This is a genomic window from Bacillus sp. 05T21, from assembly GCF_056396785.1.
Genome location: NZ_JBFTMD010000011.1, coordinates 29,435 through 47,148, shown reverse-complemented (window position 1 = coordinate 47,148; position 17,714 = coordinate 29,435). Strand labels below are relative to the sequence as shown.

Annotated in this window: 17 protein-coding genes; 13 read left to right on the top strand and 4 right to left on the bottom strand. The window is 35.3% G+C overall.

Annotation, left to right across the window (positions count from 1 at the left end; genetic code table 11):
- Positions 1-73 precede the first annotated feature (73 nt).
- Positions 74-1,477 carry a sigma-54 interaction domain-containing protein gene (locus AC1DKZ_RS19110; protein ID WP_476996853.1) on the bottom strand — a complete coding sequence of 468 codons (1,404 nt, stop codon included), beginning with the start codon at positions 1,475-1,477 and terminating at the stop codon, positions 74-76.
- A 302-nt stretch (positions 1,478-1,779) separates the two neighbouring features.
- Between AC1DKZ_RS19110 and AC1DKZ_RS19105 the strand changes: the two genes are divergently transcribed.
- The 3 genes from AC1DKZ_RS19105 to AC1DKZ_RS19095 all read left to right on the top strand — a co-directional run bounded on the left by AC1DKZ_RS19105 (position 1,780) and on the right by AC1DKZ_RS19095 (position 4,949).
- Complete coding sequence (locus AC1DKZ_RS19105; protein ID WP_000859494.1) at positions 1,780-2,034, top strand: biotin/lipoyl attachment domain-containing protein; 255 nt, start codon at positions 1,780-1,782, stop codon at positions 2,032-2,034.
- A 105-nt stretch (positions 2,035-2,139) separates the two neighbouring features.
- On the top strand, positions 2,140-3,561 hold the full coding sequence (locus AC1DKZ_RS19100; RefSeq protein WP_002166992.1) for an amino acid permease: 1,422 nt from the start codon (positions 2,140-2,142) through the stop codon (positions 3,559-3,561).
- A 113-nt stretch (positions 3,562-3,674) separates the two neighbouring features.
- Positions 3,675-4,949, top strand: coding sequence for an acetylornithine deacetylase (locus AC1DKZ_RS19095; protein ID WP_476996852.1), 1,275 nt, complete (start codon positions 3,675-3,677; stop codon positions 4,947-4,949).
- 97 nt (positions 4,950-5,046) lie between these two features.
- Here AC1DKZ_RS19095 and AC1DKZ_RS19090 read toward each other — a convergent pair whose 3' ends face one another.
- Positions 5,047-5,700, bottom strand: a complete 654-nt coding sequence (locus tag AC1DKZ_RS19090; protein ID WP_002091151.1) for a helix-turn-helix domain-containing protein — start codon at positions 5,698-5,700, stop codon at positions 5,047-5,049.
- A gap of 137 nt (positions 5,701-5,837) precedes the next feature.
- Between AC1DKZ_RS19090 and ytaF the strand changes: the two genes are divergently transcribed.
- Positions 5,838-6,449, top strand: a complete 612-nt coding sequence (gene ytaF, locus AC1DKZ_RS19085; RefSeq protein ID WP_002091150.1) for a sporulation membrane protein YtaF — start codon at positions 5,838-5,840, stop codon at positions 6,447-6,449.
- Positions 6,450-6,612: 163 nt separating this feature from the next.
- On the opposite strand, the gene AC1DKZ_RS19080 is transcribed toward ytaF, so the two are convergent.
- Together AC1DKZ_RS19080 and glsA are read right to left on the bottom strand one after the other, a co-directional pair.
- Positions 6,613-6,957: a DUF3969 family protein gene (locus tag AC1DKZ_RS19080; RefSeq protein WP_002091149.1), complete on the bottom strand. Its 345-nt coding sequence runs from the start codon at positions 6,955-6,957 to the stop codon at positions 6,613-6,615.
- Between the two features lie 172 nt (positions 6,958-7,129).
- Complete coding sequence (gene glsA / locus AC1DKZ_RS19075; RefSeq protein ID WP_002010291.1) at positions 7,130-8,059, bottom strand: glutaminase A; 930 nt, start codon at positions 8,057-8,059, stop codon at positions 7,130-7,132.
- A gap of 326 nt (positions 8,060-8,385) precedes the next feature.
- Here glsA and nagE point away from each other — a divergent pair, with 326 nt between their 5' ends.
- The 9 genes from nagE to AC1DKZ_RS19030 all read left to right on the top strand — a co-directional run bounded on the left by nagE (position 8,386) and on the right by AC1DKZ_RS19030 (position 17,644).
- A complete protein-coding gene (gene nagE, locus AC1DKZ_RS19070) occupies positions 8,386-9,879 on the top strand; it encodes an N-acetylglucosamine-specific PTS transporter subunit IIBC (RefSeq protein WP_476996851.1) in 1,494 nt (497 codons plus the stop codon).
- A gap of 264 nt (positions 9,880-10,143) precedes the next feature.
- Positions 10,144-11,394, top strand: a complete 1,251-nt coding sequence (locus AC1DKZ_RS19065; RefSeq protein ID WP_476996850.1) for a serine hydrolase domain-containing protein — start codon at positions 10,144-10,146, stop codon at positions 11,392-11,394.
- A gap of 12 nt (positions 11,395-11,406) precedes the next feature.
- Entirely contained in the window at positions 11,407-11,565 is a 159-nt protein-coding gene (locus AC1DKZ_RS19060; protein ID WP_476996849.1) for a hypothetical protein, read from the top strand.
- Positions 11,566-11,734: 169 nt separating this feature from the next.
- A complete protein-coding gene (locus tag AC1DKZ_RS19055) occupies positions 11,735-12,136 on the top strand; it encodes an LSm family protein (protein ID WP_033715617.1) in 402 nt (133 codons plus the stop codon).
- A gap of 16 nt (positions 12,137-12,152) precedes the next feature.
- Positions 12,153-12,347: an LSm family protein gene (locus AC1DKZ_RS19050; RefSeq protein WP_002169217.1), complete on the top strand. Its 195-nt coding sequence runs from the start codon at positions 12,153-12,155 to the stop codon at positions 12,345-12,347.
- Entirely contained in the window at positions 12,298-13,911 is a 1,614-nt protein-coding gene (locus tag AC1DKZ_RS19045; protein WP_431182640.1) for a glycosyltransferase family 2 protein, read from the top strand. The genes AC1DKZ_RS19050 and AC1DKZ_RS19045 overlap by 50 nt, the downstream gene beginning before the upstream one ends.
- A complete protein-coding gene (locus AC1DKZ_RS19040) occupies positions 13,898-15,142 on the top strand; it encodes a nucleotide sugar dehydrogenase (RefSeq protein WP_431182634.1) in 1,245 nt (414 codons plus the stop codon). Before AC1DKZ_RS19045 ends, AC1DKZ_RS19040 begins: the two co-directional genes overlap by 14 nt.
- A complete protein-coding gene (locus AC1DKZ_RS19035) occupies positions 15,139-16,104 on the top strand; it encodes an NAD-dependent epimerase/dehydratase family protein (protein ID WP_476996848.1) in 966 nt (321 codons plus the stop codon). Before AC1DKZ_RS19040 ends, AC1DKZ_RS19035 begins: the two co-directional genes overlap by 4 nt.
- Positions 16,097-17,644, top strand: coding sequence for a glycosyltransferase family 2 protein (locus AC1DKZ_RS19030; RefSeq protein ID WP_476996847.1), 1,548 nt, complete (start codon positions 16,097-16,099; stop codon positions 17,642-17,644). Before AC1DKZ_RS19035 ends, AC1DKZ_RS19030 begins: the two co-directional genes overlap by 8 nt.
- The last annotated feature ends 70 nt before the right edge of the window (positions 17,645-17,714 follow it).

The window sequence follows — 17,714 nt, the reverse complement described above, 5'->3', positions numbered from 1 at the left end:
CTTTCTATCATGTTACATGTAAATTATAACATATTTTTCCAAATAGTTACTTGTACTTGGAGAAATATTCATTTCATATGTGTAAGTGCAATTTTTTAATTCGATATTGTAAGTTTTGTCTGCTCAATCCTAAAAACTTTGCGGCTTGTGAGATATTACCTTTATTTTCTTTAAGAATTTGATGGATATATTTCTTTTCCATTTCTTCGATTATACGTTTTAAATTTTGTGGCGTATCAGTATTGTGACTAGTTAGTGGAGTCTGCATATTGAGTTCCTTTTTTGCTAGTTCGCGAAAGTGCGTTGGCATATGGAACGCTGTAATGATATCTTCATCTTCTATTAAGTTCATGGATCCTTCAATTATATGTTCTAGTTCTCTCACATTACCAGGCCAATCGTATTTATAGAAGAAGTTATTTACGTTTAAATCTACATCTTTTACGCTAAGATCAAATTGGATATTGTATTTTTCAATAAAGTGTTGAACAAGATATGCAATATCTTCTTTTCGTTCCCGTAAAGGTGGAAGACATAAAGTAACAACGCTTAATCGGTAATATAAGTCTTGCCTTAATCGATTGTACGCTATGGCTTCAAGAGGGTCTTCATTAATAGTTGCTATAATACGAACATCAATTTCTTTTTCTTGCGCACCCCCAATTCTTCGTATTGTTTTTTCTTGTATAGCACGCAATAATTTAGCTTGAAGTGCTGGGCTTAATGAGTTGATTTCATCTAATAATAAAGTTCCCCCATTTGCCTCTTCAAATAAACCAGGTTTATCTATTGCTCCTGTAAAAGCACCTCGATTCGTACCAAATAGTAGGCTTTCCATTAAGGTTTCTGGTATGGCGGCACAGTTTTGCGAAATAAATGTCTTTGTTGAACGCTGGCTTTCATTATGGATGCTTTGCGCAAATAGCTCTTTACCAGTCCCTGTTTCTCCGACAATAAGTATGGAGGAGGATGTACGTATTACTCTCTTTGCTTCTGCAATGACCGATTGAATAGCTCTAGAATCACCAATTATGTGATCAAAGGTAAACTTAGTATTTTGTTTTCGAGAAAGGTTCGTTTTCATTGTTTGCTTTAAATGACTAATCTCTTTTGAAATTTCAATAGCGCCTTTAATTTTTCCATTTTCTATTATAGGAAAAGTATCGTTAATCGTCGTAATTTCTTGTCCTTTATTGTTAAAATAAGTTTGTTTTATATTTTTGTTTGTTTTTCCAAGTTTTAACGCCTCTATAAGAGTACTATTTTTATTTTCTTCAAATGCAAATACTTCTAAAGGATTTTTATCTAGCACATCTAAGCGGTCCATTGATTCAATTTCCATCATTTTGCGGTTATAGATAATCGTTTTACTTTCCTCATTAATAATATGAATCCCGATATCGAGTTCATTGAGTAAAGTTTCATATAGCATATTCATTTCAATAATCTTTTTAAAATTGATTTCTTCTGTATGCATGCATTATCTTCTCCTCGTTATACCCTAATGAAGACTGACTTTTTATAATTTTATTAAAATTCTTATAAAATCGCAAAATTTTTTTGCTATTTTCTGCTTAAAACTTTTCAAATGATAGAAAAATTTTGCGGTTATGCCGATTTTTTTTGTGCGAAATCCTAATTTTACATAGATATTGAGGTTGGTACGTATCTTGCATGAATAGTAGTTGAAATCTCTAAATTTAAAGAGTAGGGGGATTATGAATCTTTATAGGTTATGCAACGTTTCAGTGCCAATTAATAAAAGGGGGAGTTTATAAAGTGAAGACGGTTATAGAAGGCGTGTATAGTCCTTGTTACGGGAAAGTAGAGAAATTATTTGTTACTGAAAGTTCTTACGTATATGAGTGGGAAAAATTAGCGTTAATTGAAACGATAGATAAACAGAAAGTAGAAATTAAAGTGGGAATCAGTGGTTATATTGAATCATTAGAAGTGGTAGAAGGACAAGCTATCGCTGATCAAAAATTATTAATAACAGTGAGGGATGACCTTTTAATAACAGGTAGTGATTAATAGTAGTAATATGTATTTTGCACTTTTTAATAATTATTTTTACTATGAAGGGTTTTAAAAACGCTTACATTAAAAGGGTTTACTAAGTGAAAAGGGGGGATTTATATGATGGATCAAAACCAGGGATTAAAAAGGGAATTGAAAAGTCGGCACATATTTATGATTGCACTCGGAGGGGTTATTGGTACTGGGCTTTTTTTAGGATCCAGTTATACAATTCATGAAGCTGGACCTGGAGGAGCGATTGTAGCGTATCTTGTCGGTGGATTTGTTATGTATTTAACGATGCTCTGTCTTGGGGAGTTAGCAGTCGCGATGCCGGATGCAGGATCGTATCAAACATATGCTACAAAACATATTTCACCTGCAGCGGGTTATGTAGTGGGATGGATGTCGTGGCTAAACTGGACGGCTACGATAGGCATTGAACTAATTGCAGTTAGTATTTTGATGAAACGATGGTTTCCTGATGTACCGTCATGGATTTGGTGTGTAGTGTTCGCAGTGTTGCTCTTTGCTATTAATGCATTATCTTCAAGAAGTTTTGCGGAAGTTGAATTCTGGTTTGCAAGTATTAAAGTAATTACAATCATTGCATTTATTATTTTGGGCGGGGCAGCAATGTTTGGTTTTCTAGATATGAAAGGAAATGAACCAGCGCCGATGTTTTCTAGCTTTACTGATTATGGTGGATTGTTCCCAAATGGATTATCAGCCATTTTAATTACGATGATTGCAGTTAATTTTTCCTTCCAAGGAACAGAACTAGTTGGTATTGCAGCTGGTGAGAGTGAAAATCCAGAGAAAACTATCCCGAAGGCAATTAATAATACAGTTTGGCGCATACTTATTTTCTTTGTACTATCTATTTTTATTCTTGCGGGACTATTTCCTTGGCAGCAAGCAGGAGTTATAGAAAGTCCATTCGTAGTTGTATTTGATAAAATTGGTATTCCTTATGCGGCTGATATTATAAATTTCGTTATTATTACAGCGGTACTATCAGTTGCGAATTCAGGATTATATGCAACTTCCCGTATGCTATGGTCTATGTCTAATCAAGGAATGATTAGCCCGATTTTTGGTAAGTTATCTAAAAACGGTGTTCCTATTTATGCATTGATTGTAAGTACGTTTGTAGGGTGTCTCTCATTACTATCAGGTATTTATGCGGAAGATACAGTTTATTTATGGCTTCTTTCTATTGCTGGGTTTGGAGCGATATTAGTTTGGGCATCTATTGCTTTATCTAACCTATTAGCTAGAAGGAAATACGTGAAGCAAGGGGGAGATATTAAGGATTTGAAATTTAAAACACCACTGTATCCATTTGTTCCAATTCTTGCTTTAGTATTAAATTTAACAGTAATTGTAGCTATGGCTTTTATTCCAGAACAAAGAATGGCATTATATTGTGGTATTCCATTTATGATCGTTTGTTTACTGTTTTACCGTGCTACAAGAAGTAAGAAAAGTAAAATAGAACATATCGAAAAGATGAATACAACAGAATTAGAAAGTTTATAGTTGAAATTTAATTTATAATAACAAGGAATTTAGAGACTGTAGAATTGTAAACAGTCTCTTTTTTTGTAAAAATAAAGCTGGAAACATACTACGTATGCAAAGGGGAATTAGCAATGAATCAAGAAGTTTCACAGCTATTAAAACAGATTGATTTACGAAAAGACGAGCTACTAGAACTTACAAAAGCTTTAATTCGCTTTGAAACACCAGCACCACCAGCAAGAAATACAAATGAGGCGCAAGAATTTGTGGCAGAGTTTCTAAAAAAACGAAATTTTAGTATTGATAAGTGGGATGTATATCCGAATGATCCGAATGTTGTTGGAGTGAAAAAAGGGATAGCAAGTGAGTCACATAAAAGTCTCATTATTAATGGACATATAGATGTTGCAGAAGTATCAAAGGACGAGCCGTGGGAAACAAATCCATTTGAGCCGTTTATAAAAGATGGTTGGTTAGTTGGGAGAGGCGCGGCAGATATGAAAGGTGGACTAGCTGGAGCCTTATTTGCTATTCAGCTTTTAGAAGAAGTGGGAATTGAATTACCTGGAGATTTAATTTTTCAATCGGTAATTGGCGAAGAAGTAGGAGAAGCAGGGACACTTCAATGTTGTAAGCGTGGTTATGATGCTGATTTTGCAGTAGTAGTTGATACAAGTAATTTACATATGCAAGGGCAGGGAGGCGTAATTACTGGATGGATTACAGTGAAAAGCCCGCAAACGTTTCATGATGCAACACGTAGACAAATGATTCATGCTGGAGGCCGTTTGTTTGGCGCAAGTGCGATTGAGAAAATGATGAAGATTGTCCAAAGCTTACAAGAATTAGAGCGTCATTGGGCAGTCATGAAAACATATGAAGGCTATCCATCTGGAACAACAACAATTAATCCAGCTGTTATTGAAGGAGGACGTCATGCGGCATTTATTGCGGATAAGTGCCGATTGTGGATAACCGTACATTTTTATCCAAATGAAACGCATGAACAAATAATAGAAGAAATAGAAGAGTATTTAGGAAAAGTGGCAGCAGCAGATCCATGGTTAAGCGAGAACCCACCACAATTTAAGTGGGGCGGAGAATCAATGATTGTGGATCGTGGCGAAATTTTTCCTTCTTTAGAAGTAGATAGCGAACATGTTGCTGTAAAAACGCTAAGTTCAGTACATGAATCTATTTTATCTAAAAATGCAATTTTAAATATGTCAGCAACGGTAACTGATGGCGGATGGTTTAGTGAGTTTAACATTCCAGCTGTTATTTACGGACCAGGTACATTAGAAGAAGCTCATTCAATAAATGAGAAAGTTGAAGTTGAGCAGTTAATTGAATTTACAAAAGTAATAACAGCGTTCATATATGAATGGTGTCATACAAAAAAATAGATTAGTATGTTGAAATTGTACAGGTATGTACTTGTACGCTTTTTTAGTGAACTATTTCAGAGTTGAACATAAACAACTGAAATAGTTCTTTATTTTTCTATGTTTTTCGTTTTATTTCAATTAATTTCTCTTTAGCTAATTCAACGGCAATCGCATCATCTAAATAGCCGATTGGAAAAAGATAATCGGGGATAATGTCTGTTGATAAAATGAAATATAGTAAGGCACCCCCAATAATTGCACGCTCTTCGGTTGAAATGGTTTCTGTACAAAATTGTTGGTACATATTTGTTAATTGCTCAATGAAAGGACCAGCACTATCAATTTGTTCTATTTTACTTTTGAAACTCTCGTGAATACGTTTTTCGCCTTCTGTAGTTTGAGCATAGCGCTCGTAATTTTCAAGTTCTTGTTTCACACGAGTTGTTGTGTATTCGAAGTCGAATAGGTTAGAGGATTGTAATGTTTGCTGAATTGTATCGAGAGATGTGTACATATCTGCTTTTTCCTTATTTATGTGTGGAGAGTCAGGGTACATTTCATCAAGTAATAATTGCGGTGGAACTTGTAGACAGTTTGCGAATTTTTGTAAATGGTTTTGCTTCGGTTGTTGTTTGCCATTAATTATTCTTGAAATTGTTGCAGGATCAATATTTGTAAGTGTTCCTAGTTGGCGCATAGATAGAGCGCGCTCCTTTAACAGTTTCTTTATTAATTTACCGAGCCGCTCATTTGGATTTTCATTGGGCATAATGTAGGCACTCCTTTTCTATTGTCTATCGTTGAAAAAATGTTGAGCATTTATTACAAGTATATGAAACAGACAGGCACAGTTGCTCAACATTTTCATAATATGCAATGAAAAGTGAGAAAAGGGGTGACTGCATGATGAGTACGGCAGGTTTATTTTCAATTTTTTTAATCGGGATTGCGTCTAATTTAGATAATGCAGGTGTTGGGATTGCATATGGCATTCGTAAAATTCGAATTTCGTGGCTTAACAATTTTATCATCGCATTTTTTGGATTTTTATTTACTTTACTAGCTGGATTTTTTGGGAATTGGATCGCATTATTTATTTCAGAGTTCACAGCAAACATTATTGGAGCAATCGTTTTAGGAATAATCGGGGTGTTTATTTTATGTCAGCCTTTCTTGAGTCAAAAAGATACCGTAGAATCTAAAGATAGTAGTGTACTTATGGGGGTTTTACGTGATCCAGAAAAAGCAGATTTTGATGGTTCTAAAACAATTAGTTTTTCTGAAGCAATTGTTTTAGGAGTTGCATTGTCCATAAACAATATTGCAGGTGGATTTGATGCTGGAGTAACAAATTTAAATCTTTGGCTTACGGCATGTATTTCTGGAGTTTTTAGTTTTATTTGTATTAGTGGTTTTACGTATGTTGGTAAAAGATTTTTAGCTGAATACTTAGGGAAATGGGCAACTATAATTGCAGGTGTGTTATTAATTCTTATTGGAATTGATCAATTGTTGTAAGAATGATAGGGAAAACAGTATTCGAGTATTTCCTTGGAAATACACTAAGAAATTGCATATATCGACGTGAAATCTTTTCACGGTAATGAAAGATTGTAAGTATTATACAAATCTTTGTGTGTAAAAAGGTTTAAAAAAGTAAAAGCACCTGCATAGGTGCTTTTTAGCGTATATCTTCAATTAGTTGTGCACATTCATCATCATGCATACTGTACTCACTTAAAACTTGAATACAAAGCCATTTCAGTTCTTCGATACTATGCTCAAGTTCTTCGGGAAGTACATGGTAAATGTCTTCAAGTCCCATTCCGAAATGAATAAGTTCTAGTACTTGATCATCGATGTTCCGATCCATTAATAGTTCAAGCACTTCTAAATTGAATATGTATCGGTGAGCTTCATCGAGTGAAACAACTTTTAGTTTCAAACTTTCTACAATACTCAATATGAAAAGAAGAATTGTTTTTTCGAGAACAGGTTGTTTCTCCATTTGAAATATGAGTTTCATCTTTTACACCTCCACATACAGCGCTAGGTTGTACTATATTATTCAGGAGGGGGGAGCAAATATGCATAATAAAGAGAACTTTTATTACTGTTTTTTGAAGTGTGTTGATGCCTAGTAGAACGGATTTTTGTGAAATAAAAAATCCTGCCAATATAGCAGGATAACTTCTAAATTAAAACATACTCCAACCTTCTTGGGCAGAAAGTAATTCAAGAATTTTAAAACCAGCGATACTATTTCCGTTTGCATCTAAAGCTGGTCCGAAAATACCGATTCCCATTTCGCCTTTTACGCAGCCGAAAATTCCGCCCGCTACACCACTTTTTGCAGGGATTCCAACACGAATTGCAAATTCACCAGATTCATTATACATCCCGCAAGTAACCATAAATGTTTTACAAATTTTCGTAATATGTTTAGGGATGATCTGTTTCTTTTTATAAGGATCATATCCATCCATTGCAAAGATTAAACCAATACGTGCTAGATCGATACAGTTAACCTCAATTGCACATTGACGCGTATATAAATCCATAAGTTCTTCAATATCGTTATCGATGATGCCATTTTGTTTCATATAGTAACAAAGTGAACGGTTTAAGTAAGCTGTTTCTAATTCAGAAGTGGCAACTTTAGAAGAATAACTAATAGTAGGATTGTCTGTTATATCACGCACAAATTGAAGAATGCGTTCCATCTTCTCCTCGTTATCATTACCAGCTAGCATACTTGTAATAGCTAATGCACCCGCATTAATCATTGGATTAAGAGGCTTGGAAGAACTTGTCGTTTCAAGCTTAATAATAGAATTAAATGGGTCACCAGTTGGTTCCATTCCAACTTTAGAAAATACATATTCTTCACCACGGTCTAAAAGGGCAAGGGCAAGTGTAATTACTTTAGAAATACTTTGAAGAGTAAATAGTGTTTGTGAGTTACCAGCATGGATATATGCTGTTTCTTTATGAAAAATAGCAATCCCTAGATCATCTGGATTTGCATTTCCTAGTTCGGGGATATAAGTAGCAAGTTTTCCTTTTTTCGTATATGGTTTTACTTGTTCTAACAACTGCTGTAAGTTGTTTGTTTCAATGCACTGCATAGTACCAACGCTCCTATTTCGAATTAACTAAGTTTACTTTTCCCGATATGCTCGGAAATAAATAATAACATGAAAAAGTGGAATGATAAAACGAAAGTTGAATGTTCTATAGTGAGTCTTCAGTTTCGATTATTCCGTGTTATATAAAAGGAAAATTTTCCTTTTATATAACAGTTTGGAAATAGGAGATTTATCCATAAAAAGTTCAGAAATAAAAACTACACATCTATACAACTATATGTTATTATGGTTATGTAAATAGAAAGCGTTTTCTAAGGCGTACTTATAATGATAACGATTTCATAAATTTGATAGGGGGAATTAAAATGTTGCAGTTTTTACAACGTATTGGTAAAGCGTTAATGCTTCCAATCGCAGTGCTACCAGCAGCAGGATTATTGCTTCGTTTAGGGCAAGAAGATGTATTTAATATTCCTGTTATGGCACAGGCCGGTGCAGCAATTTTTGATAATTTAGCACTTATTTTTGCAATTGGTGTTGCAATAGGTTTGTCTATTGATGGTAGTGGAGCAGCAGGACTTGCTGGGGCAATTGGATATCTTGTTTTACAAAATACAACAAACGCTCTAAGTAAGGCATATTCAGCAGCAGAGCTGAATGATAAATTGAAAAGTGTTCAGGATTTAGTCGGTTCAGCAGATCCAACTAAATTAGCAGATACAATGACAAAAGTTTCAAAAGCAGCGGCGTTAACGCCAAAAATAAATATGGCCATACTCGGTGGTATTATTGCTGGGGTTGTTGCTGGATTACTATACAACAAATTCCATAAGATTAAACTACCAGAATGGTTAGGATTCTTTGCTGGAAAACGTTTCGTACCAATCATTACTTCAATTGTAATGCTTCTGTTAGGATTAGTATTCGGTCAAATTTGGCCAACAATTCAAAGTGGTATTGATTCAGTAGCACACGGTATCGTAAACTTAGGTTCAGTTGGTGCTGGTTTATTCGGATTATTAAACCGTTTATTAATTCCAATCGGTTTACACCACGTAATGAATACATACTTCTGGTTTGTACTTGGTGACTTTACAAACGCAGCTGGTGATATCGTTCATGGTGATATTGCACGCTTCTTCGCAAAAGATCCATCAGCAGGTATGTTTATGACTGGTTTCTTCCCAATCATGATGTTCGGTTTACCGGCAGCATGTTTCGCAATGATTGCGGCTGCGAAACCAGAAAAACGTAAAATGGTTACAGGTATGTTAGGTGGCCTAGCATTAACTTCATTCTTAACTGGTATTACAGAACCAATTGAATTCTCATTCATGTTCTTATCTCCAGTACTATATGGTATTCATGCAGTATTAACAGGTCTTTCTTTATTCATTACAACAACACTTGGCATTCATGATGGTTTCTCATTTAGTGCCGGTGCAATCGATTACGTTTTAAACTTCGGTATTGCAACAAAACCTGTATTATTAGCAGGAATCGGTTTAATTTATGYAGCAATTTATTTTGCAGTATTCTACTTCTTAATTAAGAAGTTCGACTTGAAAACTCCTGGTCGTGAAGATGACGATGAGTTAGCTGAAGAGGGTGATGCACCAGTTGCAGGTTCAATTGGTGAAACTTACGTAGCAGCTTTAGGCGGAAAAGAAAACTTAGCAGTTATTGATAACTGTGCAACGCGTTTACGCTTACAAGTGAAAGATGCAAGTTTAGTAAATGAACCAGCATTAAAACGCGCAGGTGCAAAAGGCGTTATGAAATTAAGTAACACAAGTGTACAAGTTATCGTAGGTACAAATGTTGAATCTGTTGCCGATGATATGAAAAAACACGTATAAATAGTTAGATAAGAGGATATCCAAAAAGATTGATAACACCAGTCTTTTACAGGATATCCTCTTTTATTATGTTGAAATTTTAAAGGGAATCTTACTTTTGTAAATTTTCTTTTTCTTTTTTATACATATAGGTTGGTAATATGTTCAGCGCGTGATAAAGTAGGGATGACATAGAATGGAATGTCTATAATCTACTGAAATGATTTGGAGAAAGTCTTGTGTAGATGAATTAAATTATCGGTAAATAAGGGGAAAAAGGTAATCATGGATCAGGAAAAAAATACTGTTAATGGGAAAGTACGTCGTCCGATTGTATACATAAAAAGAACAATCATTCTCGTCCTACTATTTTCACTTGTATATTTCATGTATACAAAAATTGTTGCGCATAATAAAAAAGAGGAAACTTTAAAAGCAGCAGCAAAAATGAAGAAGCAAGAAGAGATAAAAAAGATAGAAGAAGTGAAAAGGCAAGAAGCTGAAAAACAAAGAAAACAAAAAGAACAGGAAGAACAGATAAAACAGGCGCAAGTTATAGAGAAACCTGCTGAGGGACCGCCTCAAGAAATTAATGAAAACGCTCAATTGGATCAATATTTACAGAGCATGGGATTTAGTGGGACAGCTGTTATTGTGAAGAATGGGAAAGTTCTTGTGAATAAAGGATACGGCATGGCTAATAAAGAGAAGCAAGTGTCGAATAATTCAGAGACGACCTTTTATATTGGTTCTATTTCAAAAGCATTTGTGGCGACTGCTATTATGCAACTCAAAGATCAAAATAAGTTACAAGTAGAGGATACAGTTGCAAAGTATATTCCAGACTTTCCTCAAGGTAATAGCATTCAGTTAAAACATCTACTAACACATACATCAGGCATTCCGGAATATGAGCAGGGAAAAGAGGATATTTCTCATGAAGAACTGATAAAGAGGATAGGAAATCAAAAGCGTATCGGGAGTCCAGGAGAGAAATGGAAGTATTCCGATTCGAACTACTCTATACTTGCTTACATTGCTGAGAAGGTAAGTGGACAGTCGCTCGAAGAATATATAAAACAACATATTTTTGCGACTGCGGGTATGAAACATTCTGGTTTCGGTACAGCGTTGGAACAAACAAGATTCCCATCAACGGGTTATAAAATAGTGAATAACAATATGACAACACCTAATATTCCGAGCATGTCACAACTATATGGTTGTGGTGATATATATACGAGCGCGCATGATTTATATTTATTTAATGAAGCACTCTTTTCTGGAAAATTAATTTCAAAAGAGAGTTATAATCAAATGTTTACAGCCGTGAAAAAGGATTATGGATTTGGCTGGTATGTAGATCCAGGAAGCTATTCAAATCACGGTGTAATGCCAGGTTGGAATTGCTTAAATGGTTTTAGTAAAAATGGTAGTGTACATGTGGTTTTATTATCTAACATTCAAAATAACATTAAATCATTTGGTAAAGTGAATAACGACATTTATACGATGTTGCGGAATATTGAAGTGTAAGAGGCTATCCTTTTGGATAGTCTTTTTTGTATTGAGGAAATATATGTGCGGTTCGATAATGAAATAAATGGAAAATGGGAGGTTTATGAGTATACAGTAGCATCATGCATGCAATGCGAAACGAATTTTGTGTATTACGGCGTAGCTGCCATTGTGACAATTGAAAATTAATATATATATAAAGACAGATGGGAAACTATCTATCTTTTTTTATGCTCTGAAACAATTATTTCTTTTAGAAAATGTATGCCTTACCTATCACAAAAAAAGTCTGCTTTGTATAAATTAAGATGTATGGATGTAAATTTTTATACTTTAAAAATAATAGGAGGAGAAGCATATGTGTCTGTTCAGAAAATATTGGCATAAATTATCCAGACTGTTTAATAGACAATTAGGCTATTTTTTAGATGACAAGTTACTGCCTGCTGTGGAACGACTTTTATTTTCGCAAAACTTTGCAAAGTTTATTCAAAGAAATTCTAAGCAAGCTACGGAAGAGTTTATAGAATCAAGTCAATTTCAATCTATTATTTGTAACATTTTAAAAGAATGCAATACATCACCATTTAAAGAAATTGCAAAGCAATATTTAGGTAAAAACGTAGAAATTACTGTGACAGTTGGACAGTTAACAGGTGTTATTGTAGCCGTTGGTGACGATTTCTTAACGCTGCAAGAAGGAATAGGAACAGAAGTTTTATTACCATTTACAAGTATTATATCAATGAAAGAAGCGTAAGAAAGGAGACTTATATATGTTATTTACTGATGAATTGCGTAACCATGTTGGTGAATTAGTGCAAGTTGTAACAGCGGCCGAAATTGTTGCAGGTATTCTTTTATCTGTGACGGACGGGGCAGTAAGTGTTCGTACAGCTCCTTCTTATGGACCACCTGAAGATGTACTTGTGCGTATTCCTATTATTGCTTATGTTCGCTTGGAAGGGTAAGAGTGATACAAGTATGAAAGTATCAGTTGTTATTCCAGCGCATAATGAAGCAAGTACTTTATCTCAAGTTTTAGTAGAAGTAGAGAAGCTCGAACCATATGAAATTATCGTAGTAGATAATGGGTCAACAGATGGGACGAAAGAAATAGCATTACAACATCGTTGCCGCGTGATTTATTATAAACATTCTCTTGGCAATGATGTTGGACGGGCAATTGGAGCTAGGGAAGCAAAAGGTGACATCGTATTATTTTTAGATGGTGATATCGTCATTGATAATGTAGAGCTACAACGTTTCGTGAAAGGAATTCAGCAGGGTCATCAAATCGTTGTGAATAATTTAACATGGTCTGTGTATTTAAAGATGAGACCACATTATACAACAGTTGGAAAATGTATGTTGAATCGTTATTTGAATAAAAAAGAGCTTGTTGTTGGTTCTTTAATTGCAATTCCACATGCGGTGAGTAGGGAAGTTATTCAGAATCTTGGGTGGTGGAACTTAGCAGATCCAGCACTATTTCAAGCGATGGCGATGTCTAGAGGAGTAGATATTGTCGATATGGCTTCGGTTGATGTAATTCATACAAATAAAGTTCGTCCTGTGCATACTGGTACATCACCTGGTTCTCCTTATCCGAAAGCGACTAGTCGCATTATGGGTGATCATTTACGTGCTTTGCAATACGTAATCGAAACATATGGTAAACGTGGCGGTTTTTCGGAGGGAAACAGGGATAGAGAGTTTATAGGGAAGTATAAACCAGTTTTATTACAAAAGGAAAAAGCGAAATACAGTGCTATTATACCCGTATCAGAAGAAAAAATGACTATAAGATCTGTCATACAGGAAGTGAAAAAAGCAGGTGTAGATGAAATTATAGTTGTTGCGAATGGAGCGGATGTTGAGACAATTAAACAAGCGAAGCTAGAGAATATTATTGTTGTTGAATTCGGAGAAGCGCTTGGACATAATGTAGCCCGAGCAATAGGAGCGATGCATGCTACGGCTGATATTTGTTTGTTTTTAGATGGTGATTTTGCTATTCCGGCCAAAAGACTAATTCCATTTTTACATGCTATTGAAGATGGAAGTGATGTGGCGTTAAATGATTTACAGTGTTTATTAGATATGTTTCACCCCGCAGATCCAATTAGTATGGGGAAATATTTCGTGAATTTGGTGGCAAAACGACCAGACTTATGGAACAACTCATTAACGGCAGTACCACACGCTATGCATAAAAAAGTAATAGAGAAGATTGGATACGAATCCCTCGTCATTCCACCATTAGCTCAAATGAAAGCTATTTTAGCTAATTTCTCTATAAGAGCAATAAGCTTTGTTGATGTAATAAAACCAAACCGTGTACGTCCAGAACAGCATGGGTTTGTAAATGGAAGAATTCCTGCATTTGATCGTATTTTCGGCGATCAGCTTGAGGCGATTGCTTATTTATTAAAACATACAGACGAGCGTGGAGGTTTTACAGATGGAGAAAGGGATAGAGATGTGATTCAACAATTGAGAAGGGAAGAAGAAAATACAGATGGATGCCAGTAGTAAAGTAACTATTATTGGATTAGGGTATGTCGGCCTTCCTTTGGCGGTCCTTTTTGCAGAAAGAGGACATGCTGTACTTGGATTAGATAAGGATACTAGAAAAATAGAATCAATTATAAAAGGAGAAAGTTATATTCCTGATGTTTCTTCTAACGTATTACAAAAATTATTGAACGAGAGAAAATTAATGGTAAATACACCAGATAAAGGTGTTGCGGAGTTGCAAAATAGTGAGTATGTTATTGTGACTGTGCCAACGCCAATTAATGAGAATAAAGAACCCGATTTAAGTGCACTCGTTTCAGCCTCCCATTATATACAACAACACCTTCAAGAAGGACAAACCTTCATTTTTGAAAGCTCCACATATCCAGGTACACTGGAGGAAGTTATCATTCCTATTATTTCTCAAACAGGTAAAAAGGTAGGGGAAGATTATTATATTGGGTATTCACCTGAGCGAATTGATCCAGCGAATAGCAAGTATTCAGTACAAACTATTCCGAAGGTCATTAGTGGACAGACAGAGCTGTGCAAACAAAAAGTGCAGAATTTGTATAGTACGGTGTTTGACATCGTTGTTCCGGTTAGCTCTCCGAAAGTGGCCGAGATGTGTAAGCTATTTGAAAATATTCAGCGCTTAGTTAATATTTCATTAGTAAATGAGTTAAATATACTTTGTGAAAGTTTGAATATTAATTTTTATGAGGTGGTTGAAGCGGCATCTACAAAACCGTTTGGATTTACTCCGTATTGGCCAGGACCAGGAATAGGAGGACACTGTATTCCAGTAGATCCTTTATATTTTCAATGGAGAATAAGAAAGGCTGGAGCAATTAGTCAATTAATTGAGGCAGCACATGTAATTAATGAAGAAATGCCAGCGAAAATAATCGGGAAAGTAAAAGGTGTGGTGCAATCACCCGCAACGGTTTTAATAGTAGGGATTGCATATAAGAAAGATGTAAATGATTTGAGAGAATCACCGGCGTTGCCAATTATTCAATTATTAATAAAAGAAGGATACAAGATAGAATATCATGATCCGTATATTTCTACAGCGAAAATTGGAGATACACTATATCAATCTGTTCCATTAGATGAACAAAGAATTAAACAAGCAGATTGTATTTTAATTGTAACGGATCACTCTAGTATCGATTGGAATCTTTTTAAAGGGATTGAGCGATTAATAGATACACGTGGAATCGTAAAGAAGGTGAGTGTATGAGTGAAAAATGTTTAATTACAGGTGGAGCAGGATTTATTGGTTCGCATTTAGCTGAAGAGTTGGTGAAAAGAGGTTATGAAGTTACTATTGTGGATAACTTCTATAAAGGAAAAAATAAATATCATAATGAGTTAATGAAAGAGCTCCGGGTTATTCCAATAAGCGTTTTAGATAAAAATTCAATTTATGAATTAGTGAATCAACATGATGTGGTGTTTCATTTAGCTGCAATTTTGGGAGTCAAAACTACAATGGAAAAAAGTGTAGAGCTTATTGAAACAAATTTCGATGGAACGAGAAATATTTTACAAGCAGCGTTAAAAGGGAAGAAGAAAGTAGTATTTGCATCTACTTCTGAAGTATATGGAAAGGGAGAGCCGCCATTCTCTGAAGAAGGAGATCGTTTATACGGTGCAACTTCCAAAATACGTTGGAGTTATGCAATTTGTAAAACGTTAGAGGAAACATTATGTTTAGGGTACGCATTAGAAGGTTTACCTGTAACGATTGTTCGGTATTTTAATATTTATGGTCCAAGAGCGAAAGATGGTCCGTACGCAGGAGTAATTCCACGATTTATTCGTGCGGCTTTGCAAGGTGACGATATTCTCGTGTATGGAGATGGAAAGCAGACACGCTGCTTTACGTATGTAAGTGATGCGGTCGAGGCAACAATTTGTGCAATGGATGAGAAGGTAAATGGTGAAATTATTAATATAGGTTCTGAGAATGAAAAAAATATAAGGGTAGTAGCGGAAGATATAAAAAAATTAACGAAGTCTATTTCCAAAATTGTGCACGTTCCATTTGAGGAAGTATATCCACATGGATTTGAAGAGATTCCAAATAGAAGACCAGACGTAACGAAATTAAGAGAACTTGTTCAGTTTCAAGCGAAAGTAACGTGGGAACAAGGATTGAAAGAAACTATTAAATGGTTTCGTGAAGAAAACAATGGCTAAGTCGTTATCAGTTATTATTCCCGTATGTAATGAAGTGGATACGATTTCAGATGTGGTTCAATCGGTAAAACCATTGAATCCAGTAGAGATTATTGTAGTAGCAAATGGTTGTAATGATGGTACAGAAGCGATTGCTGAGAGCTTAGGATGTACAGTAATCCAGTATAAAGAGTCACTTGGTAACGACGTTGGACGCGCAGTTGGTGCAAAACATGCGATAGGTGATGTATTACTGTTTGTAGATGGAGATTTTGCTATTCAAACTTCAAAATTACAATTATTCCTTAATCCGATTTTACATGATCAGGCGGACATCGTTTTAAATAATGTAGACGCATTATTTTTAAAGAAACAAAAACCGCACTCCGTGACAGTATGGCGCCAAATATTAAATGCAATGTTAGAGCGTGAAGAATTAAAAATTGATTCTTTATTATCTGTACCTCATGCGCTGACGAAGGAAGTTGTGCAAAGTATTGGATACGAATGTTTTGTTAATCCTATTGTGGCTCATCTACGCCTAGCACAAAGTAAATGGAGAATTAGTCGTCATTGTGCAATTGAAGTTATTACGCCAAATAAATTTCGTCCATTCGAGCATGCTGCATATGGCACGGATCTTTCTCAATCTGAAAAACGAATGATAGGTGATCATATAGAAGCTGTAGCAGAGCGGATATTAGGCAGCGATGGGCGCGGAGGATATTATGATGGAAATAGGAAAAGAGAGAGTGTCTATCATACTCTAAATTTTGAAGATTTTTATCAAGGATGGGGCGTTACATCTAAGTTGTATAAAGGAGAGCAATTATCGGTAATTATTCCTGTGCAAAATGAAGAGAAAACAATTGGAAACCTTATAGAAGAGCTTCGCAAAATTGAAGCTTTTGAAATCATCGTTGTTGTAAATGGTTCGTCCGATAAAACGGCAACAATTGCAAAAGACAAGGGAGCAACAACAATTGTGTATAAAGAAGCACTTGGAAACGATGTGGGGCGTTCGCTTGGAACTTATTTTGCAAAAGGAGAAATTGTTTTATTTATAGACGGTGATTTTGTTATTCCAGCTAGTGAGCTATATCCCTTTGCAAAAGCTATTGCAGATGGAACGGATGTCGCATTAAATGATTTAAATCATTATTTAGATTTGAGAGTACCACTTCATCTTGTAACAGCATTTAAATATGCATTAAATTTAGCTTGTGATAGAAAAGATTTAGGAGTAGGCTCTCTTATTGCTGTACCTAATGCGTTTAGCCGTACATGTTTGCAAGCAATTGGGTATAGATCTTTACTGTCACCTTGCGTAGCGCAAGTGAAAGCTATTCTTTCAGGATTCGAAATCGCATGTGTAAGTCGTGTTGAGGTCGATAAGATGAACCGTATTCGTCCCAGTGAACATTTTGCAAAAATAGGTCATCCTCCAGCTGTCCTTCGAATTATAGGTGATCATATAGAAGGGTTAGAGCAATTAATTGTATTGGAAGGTAGTCGTGGTGGATTCTATGATGGGAATAGAAAAAGAGATGTTTTAGAGTAGTAACAAAAAAAGTGTACAACGTATGTACACTTTTTTGCTCTGTTATAAAAACTATAACAGATTAGGAGAT

Excerpts from the sequence above, each read along its gene's own strand:
- AC1DKZ_RS19110 (WP_476996853.1), bottom strand. The coding sequence starts at position 1,477 with ATGCATACAGAAGAAATCAATTTTAAAAAGATTATTGAAATGAATATG.
- AC1DKZ_RS19100 (WP_002166992.1), top strand. The coding sequence starts at position 2,140 with ATGATGGATCAAAACCAGGGATTAAAAAGGGAATTGAAAAGTCGGCAC.
- AC1DKZ_RS19095 (WP_476996852.1), top strand. The coding sequence starts at position 3,675 with ATGAATCAAGAAGTTTCACAGCTATTAAAACAGATTGATTTACGAAAA.
- AC1DKZ_RS19090 (WP_002091151.1), bottom strand. The coding sequence starts at position 5,700 with ATGCCCAATGAAAATCCAAATGAGCGGCTCGGTAAATTAATAAAGAAA.
- ytaF (WP_002091150.1), top strand. The coding sequence starts at position 5,838 with ATGAGTACGGCAGGTTTATTTTCAATTTTTTTAATCGGGATTGCGTCT.
- AC1DKZ_RS19080 (WP_002091149.1), bottom strand. The coding sequence starts at position 6,957 with ATGAAACTCATATTTCAAATGGAGAAACAACCTGTTCTCGAAAAAACA.
- glsA (WP_002010291.1), bottom strand. The coding sequence starts at position 8,059 with ATGCAGTGCATTGAAACAAACAACTTACAGCAGTTGTTAGAACAAGTA.
- AC1DKZ_RS19065 (WP_476996850.1), top strand. The coding sequence starts at position 10,144 with ATGGATCAGGAAAAAAATACTGTTAATGGGAAAGTACGTCGTCCGATT.
- AC1DKZ_RS19055 (WP_033715617.1), top strand. The coding sequence starts at position 11,735 with ATGTGTCTGTTCAGAAAATATTGGCATAAATTATCCAGACTGTTTAAT.
- AC1DKZ_RS19050 (WP_002169217.1), top strand. The coding sequence starts at position 12,153 with ATGTTATTTACTGATGAATTGCGTAACCATGTTGGTGAATTAGTGCAA.
- AC1DKZ_RS19045 (WP_431182640.1), top strand. The coding sequence starts at position 12,298 with ATGTACTTGTGCGTATTCCTATTATTGCTTATGTTCGCTTGGAAGGGT.
- AC1DKZ_RS19040 (WP_431182634.1), top strand. The coding sequence starts at position 13,898 with ATGGATGCCAGTAGTAAAGTAACTATTATTGGATTAGGGTATGTCGGC.
- AC1DKZ_RS19035 (WP_476996848.1), top strand. The coding sequence starts at position 15,139 with ATGAGTGAAAAATGTTTAATTACAGGTGGAGCAGGATTTATTGGTTCG.
- AC1DKZ_RS19030 (WP_476996847.1), top strand. The coding sequence starts at position 16,097 with ATGGCTAAGTCGTTATCAGTTATTATTCCCGTATGTAATGAAGTGGAT.